Annotated in this window: 23 protein-coding genes; 6 read left to right on the top strand and 17 right to left on the bottom strand. The window is 40.5% G+C overall.

Annotated elements, in window-relative coordinates; translation table 11 throughout:
* The first annotated feature begins 1 nt into the window (after nucleotide 1).
* Nucleotides 2-1057 (top strand): calcium/proton exchanger, encoded by a 1056-nt coding sequence (gene cax / locus HU823_RS09250; RefSeq protein WP_197221914.1) that lies wholly within the window; start codon nucleotides 2-4, stop codon nucleotides 1055-1057.
* A 407-nt stretch (nucleotides 1058-1464) separates the two neighbouring features.
* Complete coding sequence (locus HU823_RS09245) at nucleotides 1465-2487, top strand: redoxin domain-containing protein (RefSeq protein WP_197221913.1); 1023 nt, start codon at nucleotides 1465-1467, stop codon at nucleotides 2485-2487.
* A 208-nt stretch (nucleotides 2488-2695) separates the two neighbouring features.
* Here the strand turns inward: HU823_RS09245 and HU823_RS09240 are convergent, their stop codons facing one another.
* The 17 genes from HU823_RS09240 to HU823_RS09160 all read right to left on the bottom strand — a co-directional run bounded on the left by HU823_RS09240 (nucleotide 2696) and on the right by HU823_RS09160 (nucleotide 15227).
* Nucleotides 2696-3238, bottom strand: a complete 543-nt coding sequence (locus HU823_RS09240) for a histidine phosphatase family protein (protein ID WP_197221912.1) — start codon at nucleotides 3236-3238, stop codon at nucleotides 2696-2698.
* 22 nt (nucleotides 3239-3260) lie between these two features.
* Nucleotides 3261-3722, bottom strand: coding sequence for an SRPBCC family protein (locus tag HU823_RS09235; RefSeq protein ID WP_197221911.1), 462 nt, complete (start codon nucleotides 3720-3722; stop codon nucleotides 3261-3263).
* Between the two features lie 76 nt (nucleotides 3723-3798).
* Complete coding sequence (locus tag HU823_RS09230; protein WP_197221910.1) at nucleotides 3799-4107, bottom strand: hypothetical protein; 309 nt, start codon at nucleotides 4105-4107, stop codon at nucleotides 3799-3801.
* A gap of 70 nt (nucleotides 4108-4177) precedes the next feature.
* Nucleotides 4178-4621 (bottom strand): GNAT family N-acetyltransferase, encoded by a 444-nt coding sequence (locus HU823_RS09225; RefSeq protein ID WP_197221909.1) that lies wholly within the window; start codon nucleotides 4619-4621, stop codon nucleotides 4178-4180.
* A 94-nt stretch (nucleotides 4622-4715) separates the two neighbouring features.
* On the bottom strand, nucleotides 4716-6185 hold the full coding sequence (gene putP, locus HU823_RS09220) for a sodium/proline symporter PutP (RefSeq protein WP_197221908.1): 1470 nt from the start codon (nucleotides 6183-6185) through the stop codon (nucleotides 4716-4718).
* 431 nt (nucleotides 6186-6616) lie between these two features.
* The gene (locus tag HU823_RS09215; protein WP_137791669.1) at nucleotides 6617-7207 is read right to left on the bottom strand and encodes a hypothetical protein; all 591 of its coding nucleotides are present in this window, start codon (nucleotides 7205-7207) and stop codon (nucleotides 6617-6619) included.
* An 89-nt stretch (nucleotides 7208-7296) separates the two neighbouring features.
* Entirely contained in the window at nucleotides 7297-7809 is a 513-nt protein-coding gene (locus tag HU823_RS09210) for an acyltransferase (protein WP_144698060.1), read from the bottom strand.
* Nucleotides 7810-8451 carry a pyrophosphatase PpaX gene (gene ppaX / locus HU823_RS09205; protein WP_197221907.1) on the bottom strand — a complete coding sequence of 214 codons (642 nt, stop codon included), beginning with the start codon at nucleotides 8449-8451 and terminating at the stop codon, nucleotides 7810-7812. It lies immediately after the preceding gene.
* On the bottom strand, nucleotides 8426-9394 hold the full coding sequence (locus HU823_RS09200) for a nucleoside recognition domain-containing protein (RefSeq protein ID WP_144698056.1): 969 nt from the start codon (nucleotides 9392-9394) through the stop codon (nucleotides 8426-8428). Before HU823_RS09200 ends, ppaX begins: the two co-directional genes overlap by 26 nt.
* A gap of 16 nt (nucleotides 9395-9410) precedes the next feature.
* On the bottom strand, nucleotides 9411-10226 hold the full coding sequence (gene lgt / locus HU823_RS09195) for a prolipoprotein diacylglyceryl transferase (protein ID WP_197221906.1): 816 nt from the start codon (nucleotides 10224-10226) through the stop codon (nucleotides 9411-9413).
* 22 nt (nucleotides 10227-10248) lie between these two features.
* Complete coding sequence (gene hprK / locus HU823_RS09190; RefSeq protein ID WP_144698052.1) at nucleotides 10249-11184, bottom strand: HPr(Ser) kinase/phosphatase; 936 nt, start codon at nucleotides 11182-11184, stop codon at nucleotides 10249-10251.
* Nucleotides 11185-11259: 75 nt separating this feature from the next.
* Nucleotides 11260-11766, bottom strand: a complete 507-nt coding sequence (locus HU823_RS09185; protein WP_197221905.1) for a GNAT family N-acetyltransferase — start codon at nucleotides 11764-11766, stop codon at nucleotides 11260-11262.
* Nucleotides 11767-11838: 72 nt separating this feature from the next.
* Complete coding sequence (locus HU823_RS09180; RefSeq protein ID WP_197221904.1) at nucleotides 11839-12339, bottom strand: cytoplasmic protein; 501 nt, start codon at nucleotides 12337-12339, stop codon at nucleotides 11839-11841.
* Between the two features lie 838 nt (nucleotides 12340-13177).
* On the bottom strand, nucleotides 13178-13549 hold the full coding sequence (locus HU823_RS09175; RefSeq protein WP_197221903.1) for a phage holin family protein: 372 nt from the start codon (nucleotides 13547-13549) through the stop codon (nucleotides 13178-13180).
* A 1-nt stretch (nucleotide 13550) separates the two neighbouring features.
* Nucleotides 13551-13739, bottom strand: a complete 189-nt coding sequence (locus HU823_RS09170) for a PspC domain-containing protein (RefSeq protein ID WP_066397692.1) — start codon at nucleotides 13737-13739, stop codon at nucleotides 13551-13553.
* A gap of 14 nt (nucleotides 13740-13753) precedes the next feature.
* Entirely contained in the window at nucleotides 13754-14833 is a 1080-nt protein-coding gene (locus HU823_RS09165; protein WP_197221902.1) for a DUF4097 family beta strand repeat-containing protein, read from the bottom strand.
* 91 nt (nucleotides 14834-14924) lie between these two features.
* The gene (locus HU823_RS09160; RefSeq protein WP_144698042.1) at nucleotides 14925-15227 is read right to left on the bottom strand and encodes a DUF4870 domain-containing protein; all 303 of its coding nucleotides are present in this window, start codon (nucleotides 15225-15227) and stop codon (nucleotides 14925-14927) included.
* 175 nt (nucleotides 15228-15402) lie between these two features.
* Between HU823_RS09160 and HU823_RS09155 the strand changes: the two genes are divergently transcribed.
* The 4 genes from HU823_RS09155 to HU823_RS09140 all read left to right on the top strand — a co-directional run bounded on the left by HU823_RS09155 (nucleotide 15403) and on the right by HU823_RS09140 (nucleotide 18333).
* Entirely contained in the window at nucleotides 15403-15603 is a 201-nt protein-coding gene (locus tag HU823_RS09155) for a hypothetical protein (protein WP_197221901.1), read from the top strand.
* A 104-nt stretch (nucleotides 15604-15707) separates the two neighbouring features.
* Nucleotides 15708-15911 carry a hypothetical protein gene (locus HU823_RS09150; protein WP_197221900.1) on the top strand — a complete coding sequence of 68 codons (204 nt, stop codon included), beginning with the start codon at nucleotides 15708-15710 and terminating at the stop codon, nucleotides 15909-15911.
* Between the two features lie 228 nt (nucleotides 15912-16139).
* Nucleotides 16140-16655: a chemotaxis protein CheW gene (locus HU823_RS09145; RefSeq protein WP_197221899.1), complete on the top strand. Its 516-nt coding sequence runs from the start codon at nucleotides 16140-16142 to the stop codon at nucleotides 16653-16655.
* Entirely contained in the window at nucleotides 16633-18333 is a 1701-nt protein-coding gene (locus HU823_RS09140) for a methyl-accepting chemotaxis protein (protein ID WP_197221898.1), read from the top strand. The genes HU823_RS09145 and HU823_RS09140 overlap by 23 nt, the downstream gene beginning before the upstream one ends.
* Nucleotides 18334-18346 lie beyond the last annotated feature (13 nt).

Here is an 18346-nt window from a genome sequence, read left to right as displayed (position 1 = left end):
CTTGTTTAATCGCATCTTTTTTATTGCCATCATCATCGGCGTACCGCTATCCGTTATCGGCAGCATCTTACATTGGCCTGCTGTTTTACTTTTTGTAATCTATTGTGCAACGATCATCGCACTAGCCGGTTATATGGGACGCGCCACGGAAAGCTTAGCTATCATTGCAGGTCCAAGAATCGGCGGTTTGCTCAACGCCACTTTTGGTAATGCGGTCGAGCTCATCATTTCAATCTTTGCACTAAAAGCAGGTTTGATAAGTGTAGTATTAGCGTCTTTGACTGGTTCTGTACTCGGAAATCTTTTACTAGTCGGAGGCTTGTCTTTCTTCATAGGTGGTTTAAAGTATAAACAGCAAAAATTCAACGTTTATGATGCACGCCATAACGCGGGGCTGCTGATTTTCGCTGTTGTAGTCGCTTTTGTTTTCCCTGAGGTCTTTTCTTATAAACTGAACGACGCCGATTCACTCACCTTAAGTGTATGGGTATCTGTAATCATGATTGTTCTTTACGTGGCTGCACTTTTGTTCAAGCTCGTTACTCACCGCGGTGTGTATCAATCCGAACATGATGTGGCTCATGGAGATGAAACAGCAGAATGGAGTAAGTGGAAAGCTCTAATTGTCCTTGCTCTAGCTACTCTTGCTGTTGCTTATGTTTCTGAAAAGCTCGTTCATACTTTTGAAGAAGTAGGAAGAACACTCGGCTGGAGTGAAGTGTTCATCGGAATCATCATCGTTGCAATCGTCGGAAACGCGGCTGAACATGCTTCAGCAATCATCATGGCATATAAGAACAAAATGAATGTTGCTGTAGAGATCGCAATCGGCTCAACACTTCAGATCGCGATGTTTGTCGCTCCACTACTAGTATTGGTTTCGTTATTTTTTGAAAAATCGATGGCACTCGTCTTTACTCTTCCTGAACTTGTCGCGATGGTACTCGCTGTATTTTTAACCATCTCGTTAACAAGTGATGGCGATACGAACTGGTTTGAAGGGCTTACCCTCCTTGCAGCTTACTTGATCATGGGAGTTGGGTTTTATCTTTTATAAAGGCTGTTTAGTATTCATTGTTGCTTTTGAAAGCAGTTGATTTTCATTCCAGGTTGCTCGCTTTCCGCGGGGCAGGCGGTGAGCCAAATTAACTTCTTGGACTGCTCGACATTAGAGGATCCTTGTTTCTGCGTCTAAAAGTTAAGGCTACCGGATTAAGCTTCCTCGTCGCATGCCTTACGAGATGTATTTCAAGTGGTAGGCACGCACCTTACATTACAATCACCAGTCAAAGAAATAAAAAAATTCAAAAGCCAAAGAAGTATGTAAAAAAGAAATGTAGTATAGGACCAGTGCAGGGAGGAACCCTTCACTGGTTTTTTATATGAAACAAGCAAATTAGGAATAAAAAAGGCTAAAGTTTGATAAAGTTTAGAATAGAGGACAAGTTTAAGGTGGGTGTTACGATGGAGGATTATATAACGATCGGATCTTTTTCTGTAAAGATGGTTTGGCTAGCAATTGTAGGATCTGCATTAATCGCGTATGGCATATTGTACGTAAAGGTAAGAGAAGAAACTGATAAAAAGCAGCTGTTAGACGTATTGAGTAATGCGGTTGGAATATTTCTATTGGTTTGGAAGTTCAGTTATGCTGTTCTACATCCCCTACTGATCATTGAACACCCGTCGAGTATCTTGTATTTTAATGGAGGAGAAACAGGAATCGTTCTAGGAATCATCGGTTCAATTCTTTATATTCTTGGGGCCGCGAGTAAGCGTGAGCTTGATAGAAGCAGGGTATTTTATATCGGTATATTAGGGTTAACTTTATACTTCGCTGCTTATTATGGTGCGCATTTTGCGTCGACTACACTCTTAGCTGACGGTTTGGTCTCCTTGTTCTTTTCTATCTTGTCCCTTTACTTATATACGAAAGGTTCGTTTGAGATCAGAAAAACCGTTCTGTCTATGTTAGTCACTGCACTCTTCTTTTCCGTTCTAACAAATTCCCCGCTCAGTGGACAGAAATCAAGTGAAGAAGCCGTAGAAGCAGCATCCTACGGTATCAAAAAAGGGGACCGTGCACCGAATTTTGAATTAAAAACGATCGAAGGCGAAACCGTAAAGCTATCAGATCTTAAAGGTAAGGTCGTATTCGTAAACCTGTGGGCTACATGGTGTCCACCTTGTCGTGCGGAAATGCCGGAAATGGTACGTTTCTATAGAGACCACTCCTCTAAGAAAGTAGAAATCTTAGCTGTAAACTTAACAGACAGTGATTCCGAGAAGGAAGTAAAAAAGTTTGCGCAAGCGTACAAGCTGAACTTCCCCGTTCTATTAGATCCAGACGGTAAAGTCGGAAATACGTACAAAACGGTCACGATTCCGACTACTTTTATTATTAATAAAAAGGGAATCATCGAGCAAAAACATATTGGTCCGATGAGCTACGATATGATGGAAGAATTTTATAAGAATGCTCAATAAATGAAGGTTCTACGAAAGAAAACTGGCTACATTCCCTGTTCGTGTGGGGTATCAGCCAGTTTTCTTTCGATACATAGATGTAAAAGTGCACAATTTCACGGTAATCTCTTTTTTATTCACGGTAATGAACATTATATTCACGGATAGCATACATAATTTCACGGATAAAATTATTTATCCGATTTTCGACACACCTCGACAGCCTCACCTAGATCTTCTCAAACAAATAGAGCTTCGCGTTTTCGGGTCTGCCTAATCTTGGTCCCTTAAATCCTCTACGGATCAATTCTTTTCTCATAAACATCATGAGTCCACCATGACTTACGATCAATGCATTTTCTTTGTTTTCTTCTAATATGCGGTCAACGATCTTTGACACACGCATTTCTACATCCGTTCTACGCTCAAGCTGTGATTTGTGGTTAAAGAACCATGCTGTTCGGATGCAAAGAGGATATAGAATCATCGGAATCTTAATGTCTCTTTTAAAAAATGGATAGACAGGAATCTCACGAAGATCATCCGTTCTGATCAGTTCACCTCTGTAAATCTTACCTGCTGTATATTCTGCACGACGAACGGTGCTCGAATAGCAGGTGTTCCAATTGATTCCGCCTAGGTCAACGTCTGTTTCTTCTACATCAGACGCTTCGTATTCTTTCAACCACTGATCAAATTCAGAGGGCGTGATCCATTTTTCAGTCGGATAGCCTCTTTTGACTTTGAAATGACGTACCATTCCTATCTTCATCACTGATCACCGCTTTCTACCTTTATGTGTGTTGCGTATTTTCTGCGATCTCTTTTAGCGCTCTTGCCCGTCCTACTAGAAAATTCGTCATGTACTTCTCTAGGAACAACCAATCAGCTAATCTTCCAATCACGCCAAACGGAGATCTATAATGAAAATGATCTACCATAATGGTGCCGTTCTTCTTCGGTTCGAACGTATGGGTATGTACGAATGAATGGAAAGCACCTTTCACCATCACATCTACAAACATATGCGGCCTCTCCATCTCAATAATTTTTGCAGTCAGCTTTTGTTTTACGCCAAGATGAACGGCTTCCCACGTTACATAATCGCCCTTTTCCATATAACCTGACGTTACTCCGTCGACCGCTCTTTCTCTTGTATGAGAGGTCGTTTCAGTATGTATTTCTACGTTTCGAGCAAGATCAAAGCAGACTTCTGCAGGAGCACGTACAAATTCTCGATGTATAATAATCGGCATATAACGATGACTCACTTTCTATGGATGTAATAAAACAACACCTCAAGTAATGAGGTGTCCAACAGTATATGATTCTTTAATTATTCTCTGCATAGAATAAAATTCCTTCCCTAACATGCTCACTATAAAACGAGAGCAACTCAAGTATTGAATAATAGTTTCTATAGTCTTCTGTGATTCCGAACACATCTTTTATATACAGTGTTCCGAGCTGTTCTTTTTTATCGTATAGAATCAATCCGTAAACATCTCTTAACGTAAAGATTACCGGGCAGCCCTTATTTAGTTCACGAACAAACTGCTCTGTGCTGTCAATCGGTTGTAATGAATTTTCCGGATAAAGCGATCCTAAGAACCAAAGCTTCACTCTATCTTTTATCCTCATATCCGTCACCCCGCTTATACCATCATATGCGGAGGCTGCTATCAAGAGTGAATTCTTTTTAAACAATTGTTTAATCACATAACTTTTTTTCGAGTACAATTTTATGTAACCCATTCTTATTCGTATACGTTTCCTTCACATCAAACCCATTTTTAATATTTAAAAGCAACATGTGGCGCCACTTATTCATCGTTTTGGTTCGAACAACAGAATACCCTTTCATTTTCAGATACTCATGCTGTTGTTTCATTAACTTCGAAGCTACTCCTTGCCCCCTATAAACAGGGTCGACTCCGCCTAGCCAACTATAATAAGTGTTATGATCGATTTCATAGCCCATTTTATAGCCAACTACCTTTGAATGATGAATAGCTGTAACGATTGTTAGTTTATTCTTCAATTTCATATTAAAAAGGAGATCGTCATTTGATGCACCAAAGATTTTTTCATGTAGCTGAAGGATTCGCTTCAATAGATCCTCTTCTGGCATTCCTTCAAGAATCATGAATTCCATTCTACAGTCCTCCCCTATCAGTAACTTTATTCTAAGAAAAAACTGACCAAATCAGCAATTAAATCCGCTATTTGGTCAGTCCATATCCTCACTATTAACTTACTAATCTTTTCGTTTCTTCAAACTCTTCTTGAATACTTGCACTTGGTTCTTTTGTCATTAAGCTAACTACTACGATCGTTAGTGTACATGCAATGAATCCAGGAATGATCTCATATACATCAGCCATAGCCGGGATGAGTTCCCAAACGATAACAGTAACAGCTCCTACAACGATACCCGCAAAAGCAGACCATTTCGTCATTCTCTTCCAATATAGACTCAGCAATACTACCGGACCGAATGCTGCACCAAACCCCGCCCAAGCATAACCTACAAGATTTAGGATCGTTTCACTTGGATTAAGAGCCATCACAAATGCAATAACGGCTACAGCTAAAACTGCCAAACGCCCTACTAACACGAGTTCCTTATCAGATGCAGAACGTTTTACGAATGCTTTGTAAAAGTCTTCTGTTAAAGCACTAGATGTTACGAGCAATTGAGAGGAGATTGTACTCATAACTGCCGCTAAGATCGCAGCAAGCAAGAATCCCGTAATGATCGGGTGGAACAATACTTCAGATAATAAGATAAATACCGTTTCAGCTTTTGCTTCCCCTAAAGGAGCACCTGCTTGGTTGAAATAAGCAATCCCCACAAGACCTGTGAACATCGCTCCAACGATCGAGAAGACCATCCAACCCATCCCGATTCTTCTTGCGCTCTTCATCTCTTTTACAGACGAGATCGCCATAAAACGAACAATGATATGCGGCTGGCCGAAGTATCCTAATCCCCATGCTAATAAGGAGATGATACCGATCAAGCTTGTTCCCGTAAAGGCATCAAGCAGAGTCGGACTGATGCTTTCGATCTCGTTAAACGAAGCATCCCATCCGCCAACTTTTAGAATCGCAACGAATGGTACAAGGATCAACGCTACAAACATGATCGCTCCTTGTACGAAATCTGTATAACTTACCGCTAAGAAACCGCCGAATAAAGTATAGATAATAACTACTCCAGCTGTAAGCAAGATTCCCCACATGTAATTCAGACCGAATGCTGTCTCGAATAATTGTCCGCCCGCAACCATTCCTGATGATGAATAGAATGTAAAGAATATCACGATAACTAACGCTGACGTAATACGCAGTATGCGAGAAGTATCTTTGAATCGGTTCTCAAAATAATCTGGAATCGTAATCGAGTTGTTCGCTACTTCCGTATACGTTCGTAAACGCGGTGCTACAAAGAGCCAGTTCAGATACGCTCCTGCACAAAGTCCAATCACGATCCATCCAGCACTTAAACCAGATACGTACATTGCACCCGGAAGACCCATCAACAGCCATCCACTCATATCTGATGCACCCGCACTTAGTGCAGTAACAGCTGGTCCAAGATTTCTTCCGCCAAGCATGTAATCGGTAAGGTTATCGGTCTTTCGGTACGCATAAAGCCCGATCAGCACCATCCCGATCATGTACACACTAATTGAAAAAATAACTCCATAATCCATATTCAGTTTTCCTCCTGCCTTTTCTTGTTGTAAAAACGCTTTCAATATTTTTAAAATTTAAAAAAGGAACATTTTTATTATAAAGACATTTTTCGACAAAAGGAATAGATTTTTTTTGGAAAGACTTCTAGTAATGGAGTTTGTTAGCTGTCAAAACAAAGTGGCATGGCACATAAGGACTATTCAATCCAGTAGTTTTGGTGCTGAATCCAAAAGTTTTGGATTGAATCCAGAAGTTTCTGCATTCAATCCAGAAGTTTTGGCTATTTATCCACGAGTTTTGGCTGTTTATCCACGAGTCTGCAATCCTCGACAAATTTCGCTGTTTGTCACTAGCCCCTAAGCCTCATACTCGCTATCCCCCACTCCCTTCACACAACAAAAAAACTGGTACCCATTCATAAGACGAGTGGGCGCCAGTTTTAACTACTTTATAATTTTTTTCGTCTTAAACGTTTGACCTTTACAAATTGATTCGTAAATAGATCCAGCTCTTCGTCTCGGTAGATGTAGAAGAACCTATGGTGATGACCATCTTTCATCTCGGCCAAATCACACTTCATATACTCATCGAGTTCCTGTCGTGTTAGTTCGACCGTATACATCTTACCATGACTCGGAATATCCAGTTGGATCTCTTCTAAAAAATGGAGTTCTTTAAATAAATAAATAGAAGTATCAAGGAGAAATTCACAGATTAAATCTTCTGTTCCAAAGTAGTGTTGAAAATGTTCGCGTGTAAACGCAATATGAGGTACGTTACGTTTGTAGGTAGAATAGTCGCCATAAAAAACCAGCTTTGCACGTTTGCTTTGAAGTTCGTAATGCTTAACAAGGCCATGTCCTTTCATTTTTGACACAGCAGTCCGGAAACGGTAGGTGTCTCGAGCTGCCAATTGTTCGGCCTTATTTTGAGGATGAGATGCTTTCGGTGCATGCTGAGACTGACAGTTGTCTTCAACGAGGTGTCCAATTTTAAACGTGTTTTTCATAAATACGATCGAGAATGATTTCCTTCTCATAGTATGCGCCTCCAGCTTTCGCTTTTTTGCCTGTATTAAGTATACGACGAAAAACAAGAAAACCCAAGAGGGGAACTTACGACAAATTTCTAGCTTTCCATTTCCCTCTTAGATCGTTCTTCTTTCGTGTAGATGACCTGCATCGGATTACCACCAACGAAAGATCCTTCTGGGACATTTTTGTGGACGAGCGTTCCAGCTGATACGATCGCACCGTGACCGATCGTAACGCCTGGGAGGATCGTAGAGTTCGCACCGATCATCACTTCATCGCCCACGATTACGTCACCCAAACGGTATTCTTTTATTAAATATTCATGAGCTAATATCGTTGTATTATAGCCGATCACACAGTTCTTCCCTACTGATATGCGTTCTGGATACATGATGTCTGGCATGACCATCAACGCGAATGCTGTTCCCTCACCGACCTTCATCTTCAAAAAGGTACGGTAGATCCAATTTTTTATCGGTAGGAATGGTGTGTATCTTGCCACTTGTATCGCAATGAAATTCTTTACCACTTTCCAGAACGGAACGGTGTCATACACTTGGTACAACGAGTTTCTTCCTTTTACCGGATAACGCTCAGTATTTCGCAATTATCTCTCTCCTAAAACATCCAGCAAATCCGTCATTTCATTTAGCATGAAGTCTGGATTAAACTGCTGCAAATAATCGTTGCCACGAATGGTCCATGCTACACCAGCCGTTTGTGTGCCAGCGTTCTGACCCGCAAGAATATCATACTTGCTGTCGCCTACCATGATCGCTTGATCTGGGGTCGATCCAAGCAAGGCTAGCGCTTTTTGAACAGGCTCTGGATCTGGCTTTGCGTTTTTCACGTCATCCAGCGTAACAACCGTTTGAAAGAACTTATCAAGACCAACAAGGCGTAAGCCCATCTCGACTGTGTTTCTCATTTTTGTAGTTACGATGCCCAGTTTATAGCCCTTTTTATACAATTCTTCTACCGTTTCAAAAACTCCTTCAAACTCTGTAACAAGTTCATCATGATGTAAGATGTTATGTTCACGGTATGTTTGGACTAAGTCAGATACTTTTTCTTTATCGAACTGCTCCATCGTCTCAACGAGCGGCATCCCCATAAACGGCAAGATACTCTCACGATTGTATTGCTCTGGAAAATGCTTATTCAATGTGTATAGAAAAGAAGCGATGATCAGTTCGTTCGTATTGATTAATGTTCCGTCAAGATCAAATAGTATGGTGTTGCGTTTCATGTTGTCGTTCCTTTCTTGTTAAACGATTTTTCCGTTCAAGCTTGTTCCATACGTATGCTACTAATACGGTAAGAACGATTGCTGTCACTACTCGAATGATCAACAGCGGCAGAACCGGAATTCCTAATGGTACAAAAACAAGTGTATCCTCAACAACAGCATGGCAGCTTACGAGAAAGATAAAAGCTAGATACAGATCTTTCTTTGAGACGCCATCCTCTTTTGCAGCCTGCATCATCACACCTGCTCCATATGCAAGACCGATCGTAAGACCAGCTGCCATCGTCATGGACGTATTCTCTTTCATTCCAAGAAGTTTCATAGCTGGTGCCATCCAGTTCGAAAACTTGTTCAGCCATCCTTTGTCCTTCATAAATTGCATGATGATCATGAGCGGTATGACGATAAGTGCGAGTTGCAGAATACCGAGTGACGCTTTTTCTAACGCGGTTAGCGTGATCTCTCCCCAGCCGTTCGGAGCTGCTTCGGGCTTTGAGATAAAACCATACTGTGCTTTTTCTGTTCCGCCATCCCATAAAAGATTAATCATAAATGCAGAAAAGAGTGCCAAGCCAATTCTAACAAGTAGAATTACCCATAATTTGATGCCCACACTCGCTGCTACACCAGATTCAATAAATAGGTTGTGAGAAAAAGAAAGCATAACAGCGAGGATAAACACATCTTGCACCGTTAAAGAATCGAGAGTAAGAATCCCCCCGATTCCGGCATATAGATTCAGAAAGTTACCGAGAACGAGCGGGATCGCCGCTTCACCCGGAAGACCGATCCATTTCATGGCTGGTGCTAAAACAGCTATCAGCCAATCTAACACCGGTGTGTGACTCAACAACGTGATGAGTAAAGTGACAGGAAAAATGATCTTCCCTAGCGTCCAAGTGGTTTTCAAGCCTGCAAGTGTGCCTTTTTTTAACGTTTCCACTTTTCATTCGCCTCCTTTAACTTTCTAGATATCGTTGTTTAGCCAATCCTGCTTTTCTTCTATAGATCCAGATGATCACCGCTGCTGCAATCCAGACCAAACTGACGACTTGTGCAATACGAAGAGAAGTTCCCCAAACGATCAAGCTGTCCGTACGAAGACCTTCTACAAAGAAACGTCCGATCGAATACCAGATGATATATGTTAAGAACAATTCACCTCTGTGAAGGTTAACGCGACGCAAATAAAGCAAGATGATAACACCTACAAGGCTCCAAAGTGATTCATAAAGAAAAGTTGGATGATAATAAGTACCGTCAATATACATCTGATTGATAATAAAGTCTGGCAACATAAGTGATTCTAAAAAGTTTCGTGTCACTTCCCCGCCATGAGCTTCTTGGTTCATGAAGTTGCCCCAGCGTCCGATCGCCTGACCGAGCAAGATGCTAGGTGCTGCGATATCAACAAGTTTCCAGAATGAGATCTTCTTTACTCTTGAAAAAACGAGTGCCGTTAAGAACGAACCGATCAATGCACCATGAATCGCGATTCCGCCTTCCCATACAGCAAGAATCTTACTTGGATGGTCTTTATAAAAATCCCATTCAAACGCTACATAATAAAGCCTTGCACATAAGATGGCCACTGGCACTGCGATCATTACTACATCAACGAACGTATCCTTAGCAAGCCCGCGTCTCTCTGATTCTCTTACCGCAAGCCAAAGGCCAAGCATCGCACCAAACCCAATAATAAGTCCGTACCAATAGATCGTGAGCGGCCCTAACTCGAGTGCTACACGATTTAGAGGTTGAATCGTTTCTTCCACAGTCTACACTTCCTTCACATTCTTATAGGTCTTCTTCATCTCCAGCTTCAATTACATCAGTCAAACGGTCTGAGAATTGTTGTGCGGCATTCATGCCCATTCTCTTCAAACGAAAGTTCATCGCTGCGACTTCAATAATGACTGCTAAGTTTCGTCCAGGACGAACAGGAATCGTTAAGATCGGTATTTCCGTATCAATGATCTTTGTTGTCTCTTCTTCTAAACCTAAGCGGTCATAGACTTTTTTAGAATCCCAAGCTTCAAGATTCATAACGATTGAGATCTTTTTATAGTTGCGGATGGCTCCAGCACCGAACAACGTCATCACGTTGATGATGCCAAGACCTCGAATCTCAAGAAGATGCTGTATGAGTTCAGGTGCGCTGCCGATAAGCGTATCTTCATCTTCCTGTCTGATCTCAACCGAATCATCCGCTACTAACCGGTGCCCTCGTTTTACGAGTTCAAGCGCAGTCTCACTTTTACCAACACCGGAGTTACCAGTGATCAAAACACCGATCCCATATATATCTACTAAAACACCATGTTTAGCAGTCGTTGGCGCTAAACGACTCTCTAAATAATTCGTGATACGACTGGATAAACGCGTTGTTGTAACGGGTGAACGCATGATCGGCACTCCGCTTTTATGAGAAGCTTTCAGCAGTTCTTTAGGAACTTCGATGTCTCTAGAAACGATGATTCCTGGTGTCTCATCCGTGCAAAGTGCTGTTAAACGCTCCATGCGTGTATCAGGATCGAGCTCTGAAATAAACGAAAGCTCTGTTTTCCCAAGAAGCTGTAGTCGCTCACCTGGATAAAAGGTAAAATAACCAGCCATCTCTAGACCTGGCCGTGAGATGTCGCTCGTTCGAATCGTGCGGTGAATCCCTTCTTCACCGCTAACAAGCTCTAGATGGAATTTCTTTATGAGTTCATGAATATGTACCTTAGCCATTGGGTCCTCCTCGACATTTTTCAATGATTCTATTGTATCACTTCAACCACGGATTAACCAAAGACTACTATGAGCTTATTTCTCACTTTCCTCCCAACTGTAAACATCAACAGGTATCGTATTAAACGTTGTTTCTTTTTGGAGGGTCATCCCTAATCGAGAAGCAACAGAAATAGACTTATTATTTTTCCGCTGAATCAAGCAGATCAGACGTGTGATTCCTAATTCCTGAACAGCGTAACTTTTGAAGTGAACCGCAGCCTCTGTTGCGTAGCCGCTTCCCCAATATTCCTTCGCCAACCAATAGCCGATCTCGAATTCTTTCTTCCCATCGATCGTTTGCTGCACAATACCTGCGTGACCGATTGGAACTAGACTTTCCCTGTGCTCGATCAAAAACAATCCTCTGCCCTCACGATATCCAGGAAGAAGCCATTCTTCAAAGCTTTTCCTAGCTTCTTCTTCTGAACGAGTTACCCCTTTCCCGATGAATTGAACGACATCAGGATCTGCCCATAATGATGCAAAAAACGAAAAATCCTCAATCGTATACGGTCGGAATTTCAATCTTTCTGTTTGCAAGATTCTCAGCTCCTTCTAAATAAAAATGCCGTTTGATCGAGTTCGAAGCAAACGGCTGAAATGATTATGTTCTTATTTTACATCTATAAAAATTTTATCATGAACAGAGAGCTTTTGACTTGGTTTTGTTAAACAATCGTTTAACAGAATCTTGCCTGTTTTTATGTTTTGAGCGATCTCTGTTCTGCTCCACCCTTCAAGGTGATCTGCAAGTGTACGATCAATCCTAAAACTCCCGTTAACTGATGTTATCTTTATTTCGCATGAAGAATCCCCTCTCTTCAAGGAGGTAATCTTCTTACCGGGCTCTATCTCTATAAATGTTGTAGGAACGATCGATTGGGGATCGACATGCTCTGTGAACGATTTATAAATGTTGAGCTTTTTGTTCCAAGAATGATTTTTCTGACATTTATAAATCGCAAACTGATAGATGTTCTTTCCGTTTGCGTTGTGTCTCTGTATGGTCGTATCTGTAAAAGTGGTAACTTTCCCGCACATTTTGCACTGTTTTTTTACCGTGTCCGCTCTCATTTGTTGATTGAGTGCTAAAGCAAATTGTTGTATCTCCATTTTTTCTTCACCTCTAAAATGTAGTAGTGAAGAAATACAACTTCTATTTGATTTCTTGCAGAACGTAAAAAAGCTCCCCTAATACAAGGAGAGCTTTGAACGCAATGTTACCCGTTATAACGGACTGCAGTTCGCTGTATTTCCTCTGTAATGGGTTGTAGACAGACTTCTCCCGAGGTCAGAAACACATTGTTTCTTAACGGTTGAGAAGCGATCTAAATTGTTTTCCATTACAGATTAAATGTTGGCATACAGGTCACTTGTAGTCCTTTCTTTTAAACAGAATACCTTAATATTACTATAAAGTATAAATTTTGGAAACCAAATAATAACTGGATGAGGGGATTTCCGCTCCAGGGTACATGCTTTCCGCGGGGCCGGCGGTGAGCCCCCTGCCGCATCGCGCCTTTAGTGGTCTCAACTGTCTTGCAACAGTGGCTAGCCCCTCGAGATCAAAAGTTAAATGGTCAGAAGGCAAAGAGCGCCTTCCTGGCCCATTAATGGAACGCAATTATCACCACTGCCAATTAAAAAAGAAAAACCGGTGAGAATCCACCGGTTTTCCAAGCTTTGCATAAAAGATGTTTTTTCAACGCTCTTTTCTAAAAAATTGTTGCTTTGAACTCCTTGTCACCTTTGACAATTGATTTTAGTGGAAGGCACGAGACTCCTACGGGACAGGCGGGCAGGTGAGACACTTAAGAGTGAAACGTACGAATGTTGCTCACCGCCTGCCCCGTGGAAAGCGAGCAGCCTGGAACGGAAATCAACACTTTCAAAAGCAACTAAGTTTATGAAAACAGCCTTTTCAAAAATTTCTTTTGATCGAACTGCTACTTTAGTTTCTTTTCCGCTTCTTTTTTAAAGGCTCCAAAACAAAATTCGTCAGGAACATATTTAGAAGTGAAATGATGACTGCAGCGAGTAATGCCATACCGAATCCATCAATGTTAAACGAGCTACCCATCAATTCTGCCGTTAACGATAATAGTGCTGCGTTAATGACGATTAAAAATAATCCTAAAGAGAAAATCGTCACAGGTAATGTCAACAGGACCAGGACCGGCTTTAGAAAAACGTTAAACAGTGATAACAAAACGCTAGCTAGTAAAGCAGCACTGATGTTTTCAATATGAAAAGCATCAAAGTAACCGGCTACTACCATTAGCGCAATCGTATTAATCAATAAAGAAGCTAACCAGCTCATCATTTTATACGCCGTCCTCTGGCATGACAGCTAGTGCGATAATATAAGCTAAACCAACTGGAAAAACCGCTGTAAACAGAGCAAGCGCTACTGTTCCTAATCTTACAACCGTAGGATCAACATTCATATACTCAGCAATTCCACCGCAAACTCCTGAAATTTTAGCATCGTTCGATCTTTTAAGTTTTTTCATGATGTAAGTCACCTCTATTTCGCTTTTAACACCACAACAGAGCCTGTTTTCGCCTCCGCCTCCAATTTAAAAGACGGGAAGCTCTTACCTCCGTTCGCAATAAAAGAAAGAAACTTTCGAGTCACTTCTTTCTTTTCTTCTCGCACCTCAACAGATTCAAAATCACAAACAAATCCGCCGACGATTGTTTTAAGAACGGCATCAAGCTCTACTGTTTCTGGGAATTCTGTTTCTATTTTTCCCGTCACCGTCTTAAAAGATGCATACCCTTCAACCGCTGAAGCAAAACGGCAGTAGATTGAACCATTTATCGTTTCTGAGCGTACTTGTGATGCATCTACAGAAAGACGTACAGGTCCGTTCATCGTTTCTGCTTCTACGTCCTTAAACTGACAATCGTTAAGCGTTAATGAGCCATTAGCAGCGGATGCTTTAACGTTCTCCCCCGTACAGTGGTTCATCGCAATCGCTCCTACAGTCGTTTTGACTGTCAGTGTTTTTGCATGAGATTCACTTATTTTTACAGGTCCGTTAAACGTTGTAATCTTTATCTCATCATAAGCTTCTCTTGGAATAGAGATTACGGCGTTTACCTTTTGATGCTTATTTCTAGAATAGAAGCGCATTTTTGTGGCATCACAATCATAGAACGTTTCATTTCTAAATTTCGTTTTCGCCGAAGATCCTTCTGGCACTTTATAAACATGTGCATCGCACTCTACTTGCACGTCTTTTCGATCCCATGGAACAACCGTTACTGAACCGTTGTATACTTCAACGTCCATCGCCTGAAACATGACATGACTATCTTGAAAGACATAGTGAACAGGTTCAGAAGGTCCGAAATTCAAGTCAAAATCAACCGTCTTAATACGCTTTACAACACGGTCAAAAAACTTTGCCACTTTATAACCGGAAGTCGGCAGCTTAACAGCGGTAGCACCATTCACAGCTTTCTTTTTAAGGTTGAGAGAACCGATCGAGCTCAGCTGCAGCTTCTTCTTATCATTAAGGGCATACAAAAGTTTCTCCGCTTCTTCAACAGAGATCTTACCTTCGTTCAGCATGTTTAAAATCATTTTGCGTTCTTCCATACATTGACGCCTCCTTTTTGGGGTTCCGTCACCGGCGTCGGCTGATTCTAAGATGACTGAGACTTTCCGGTATTACTTGTACAAAATTAGTTTATGAAACAATTACCTTTATTCCTTTAACAATATTCCAGATCATCACAATTAATGTCAGCGTTCCAAAAATGAGTGCACTTATAATAATAGCGACTAGATGATATTGCGTTTCAAAAATGATAATAATACCTAATGGAACAGCGATAATGGGCAATAGATGGGACAAAAATGATCTTTTTGCGTGCTCCATCACTTCAGGCTCATCGGAGATTAAATATACAGCGATCGGAAATAAAAAAGGTGCGAAAAACAGACTAAAATAACATAGTGCAGAAATAGCTTTTTTTGAGCCTTCCTTCATGAAACAAGACCTCCTGCTTTAATAAAACCATAACAAACGGGACTGCAAGCAAAAGGCATGTGCCTATTTTTACTTCGACCCCTTTAAACAATCTTCCTTTATCTCTATAGCCATTCGACATAACTTCTAAAATTCCGTATCATAATGACAAAAACACCCAAGGGAGCAACCACCATTGAAACAGATTCGAACATTAAAAATTCTTTTTATAGTATTAGCTATACTGATGATCACTAGCATTATATTCGGCGTTATGACTGAAGATGCTATAGAACTTACCGTAAGTGATCGAATTCTCGCTGGCCTGTTCGGGTCATTCATCGTAATTGTGATCAACTATGTACTCTATAAAATTCTTTCTAAGATATGGAAATAAAAACACCTATCTATTTTATACGAAAATTGTCGTTTTGAGGAGTTTTTGTTTAAGAAAACCATGAAAAAGGAATGGATATATAACTAAGACAGGAGTGATTTATTATGGCTGATGTGGAAAAGAAGCAAAAAGGCAAAATGGACAATCCTGAACAATACAAAACAGATCAACAAAGCTTGTTTGATAAATTTGAGAGTGAGCAAAACGTTGATCCCATTCCGATGGAAGATCTTAAGCAAGAAAAGCGTGAAGAGAAGGACAAAAAAGGTACAAAAAATTCTTCTTCTTCAGAGGAAAAATATAAATAGAAATTATATTCAAATGCACCTTTTCTTAAAAAGTGAAGGTGCATTTTTTCTGCTTTCTTCCTTCACCAATTTATAGCATAAAAGTCCTATTTCAATTAGTTAAATCCTACCTTTCCTATATATTTAATTAATAAATGTTTTAAATAGACGATATTTAAATTGTAGTATAAAAGTCTGATAATGGCATGCTCACTTTTTACTGCAAATTTAGAAAAAAGGGTGATGAATTTGAAAGATGCTTTCGATGAGTTTAAAGCTGTTGCGTTTAAAATCGGCAGTGAGGAATTCGCATTTCATGTAGAGCAAGTATTATCAATTGAGAAAACACAGCGAGTTACCGTCGTACCATCTATGCCAAAGCACGTTCTGGGTGTAATTAACCTACGTGGCACAATAACTCCGGTTATTAACCTAACCACCCTCTTATATTCAGATTCAGAATTAATTCCTCACGAATATTCATTACAAAGGTACATTGTTGTCAAATTCAAAGAAAAGCCATTTGCATTAATAGTCGATGAAGCAACTGATGTACTAGATATCCCCCATGATTCTATTCAAACAAACACCATCAATGACAAAAACATCCCTTCCTACCTTTCAGGCATATCCAAGCTAGAGGACAGACTAATAACAATAATCAATGTAGACCAACTGTTGATTTCTGAAGCTTCTGCTTTAAAACACGAAACAATCAATCATTCAATAGGGAGTGAAGAAAATGAAATTCAACATTCGCGCTAAACTAATCAGTAGTTTTTTAGTCATACTAAGCCTCTTAATCGCAATCAGTGTTGTAGCATTCATTAAAATGGATGGAATGGGAAAAAAAGCAGAAGAAATTAACAAAGTTTGGACACCGAGCCTTGTTTATCTTGGAGGGATGAATGGAAATATTTCAGATATTCAACGGATTCTTCTTAAACTTATCCTCACTGATGAAAAATCTGAAATTGAACGGCTAACAGGTAGAATAGATGAGACGGTCCTAGAAATGAATGAAAGAAGCGGAAAGTATGCCCCCCTTATTGATAGCAATAAAGAGCAAGAGGTATATGACGCTTTTTTAGCAGATATAAACGCCTACATAGAGGGTATTCCAGCAGTTTTACAAGCTAAAAGTGAAAATAACATTGCTCTTGCAAACAAACTTCAGTTAGAAATGCATACAGGATGGACTTCAGCTGATGACCACCTTAGATCATTGATTGAAATCAATGAAAAAGGTGCGACATTGGCCGCTGATACTTCTGTTGATCTGTTTAAAGACGGTGCTAGGTTTGTTACTTTGTTCTCTGTCATTGCGGTACTTCTTGGGTTAGTAGTGGCACTCTATATGTCTCATTTAATTTCAAAACCACTTCTTCTACTCTCTCAACAAGCTGGATTGATCTCAAACGGTGATTTAACGGGTAAATCCATTTCAGTAAAGAATAGAGATGAAATTGGTGAACTCGCTCGTTCATTTGAACAGATGAAGAATAATTTAATTCTTCTCATCACCCAGATCAAAGGCAGTTCGCAGATGGTCGCAGCAAGTTCTGAGCAACTATTAGCAAGTGCTGAACAAAATAGTGAAGCTACCCAACAAACCGCTGGAAGCATTCAAGAGATGGCGAGCGGATCTGATAACCAAGTTAAAAATGTTGGGGAGAGTTCACTCGTCATAAGTGAGATGAGTGCTGGGATTCAACAAATCGCAGCAAGTGCACTGAACGTCTCTACTACTTCCCAAGGCTCACTTCAATTGGCATATGAAGGTAATCAATCAATGGACAACATGGTTAAACAAATGGAGACCATCGATCAATCCATAAAGCAAACCGGAAAAGCTATACAGAGCTTGGGAGTAAGATCTTTAGAGATTGATCAAATCGTGGATGTTATAACAAATATTTCTTCTCAAACGAACCTGCTTGCTTTGAATGCTGCAATCGAAGCAGCAAGAGCAGGAGAACATGGTAGAGGATTTGCAGTCGTTGCAGATGAAGTTAGAAAATTAGCTGAACAATCTGCTGCTTCAGCCAATCAAATCAGCCAGTTGATCCACTCCATTCAAGCGGATACGAAGGAAGCCGTACAGTCGATGGAAATCGGAAATAGAGAATTGGTACTTGGAATCTCGCTAGCTCAGTCTTCAGGAGAATCCTTCAGAAGAATCTTATCTTCTATTGAAGATGTCTCTCAACAAGTCAGTGAGATCTCATCTGCATCTGAACAAGTAGCTGTTGGAACAGAGCAAGTTGTAAAATCAATCGATTTTGTTTCCGTGCTTGCCATATCTTCCGCGTCTGGTGCTCAGAATGTTTCGGCTGCAACAGAGGAACAACTCGCATCCATGGAAGAAATCGCATCCTCTGCCAACTCTTTATCAACAATGGCGGAAGAATTACAAGAAGCTACTAGCCAGTTTAAGGTATGACATGAAATAGCCA

Origin of the sequence: Fictibacillus sp. 18YEL24 (assembly GCF_015903855.1) — a bacterium.
GTDB lineage: Bacteria > Bacillota > Bacilli > Bacillales > Fictibacillaceae > Fictibacillus > Fictibacillus phosphorivorans_C.
This window is presented reverse-complemented; position numbering and strand designations above follow the sequence as displayed.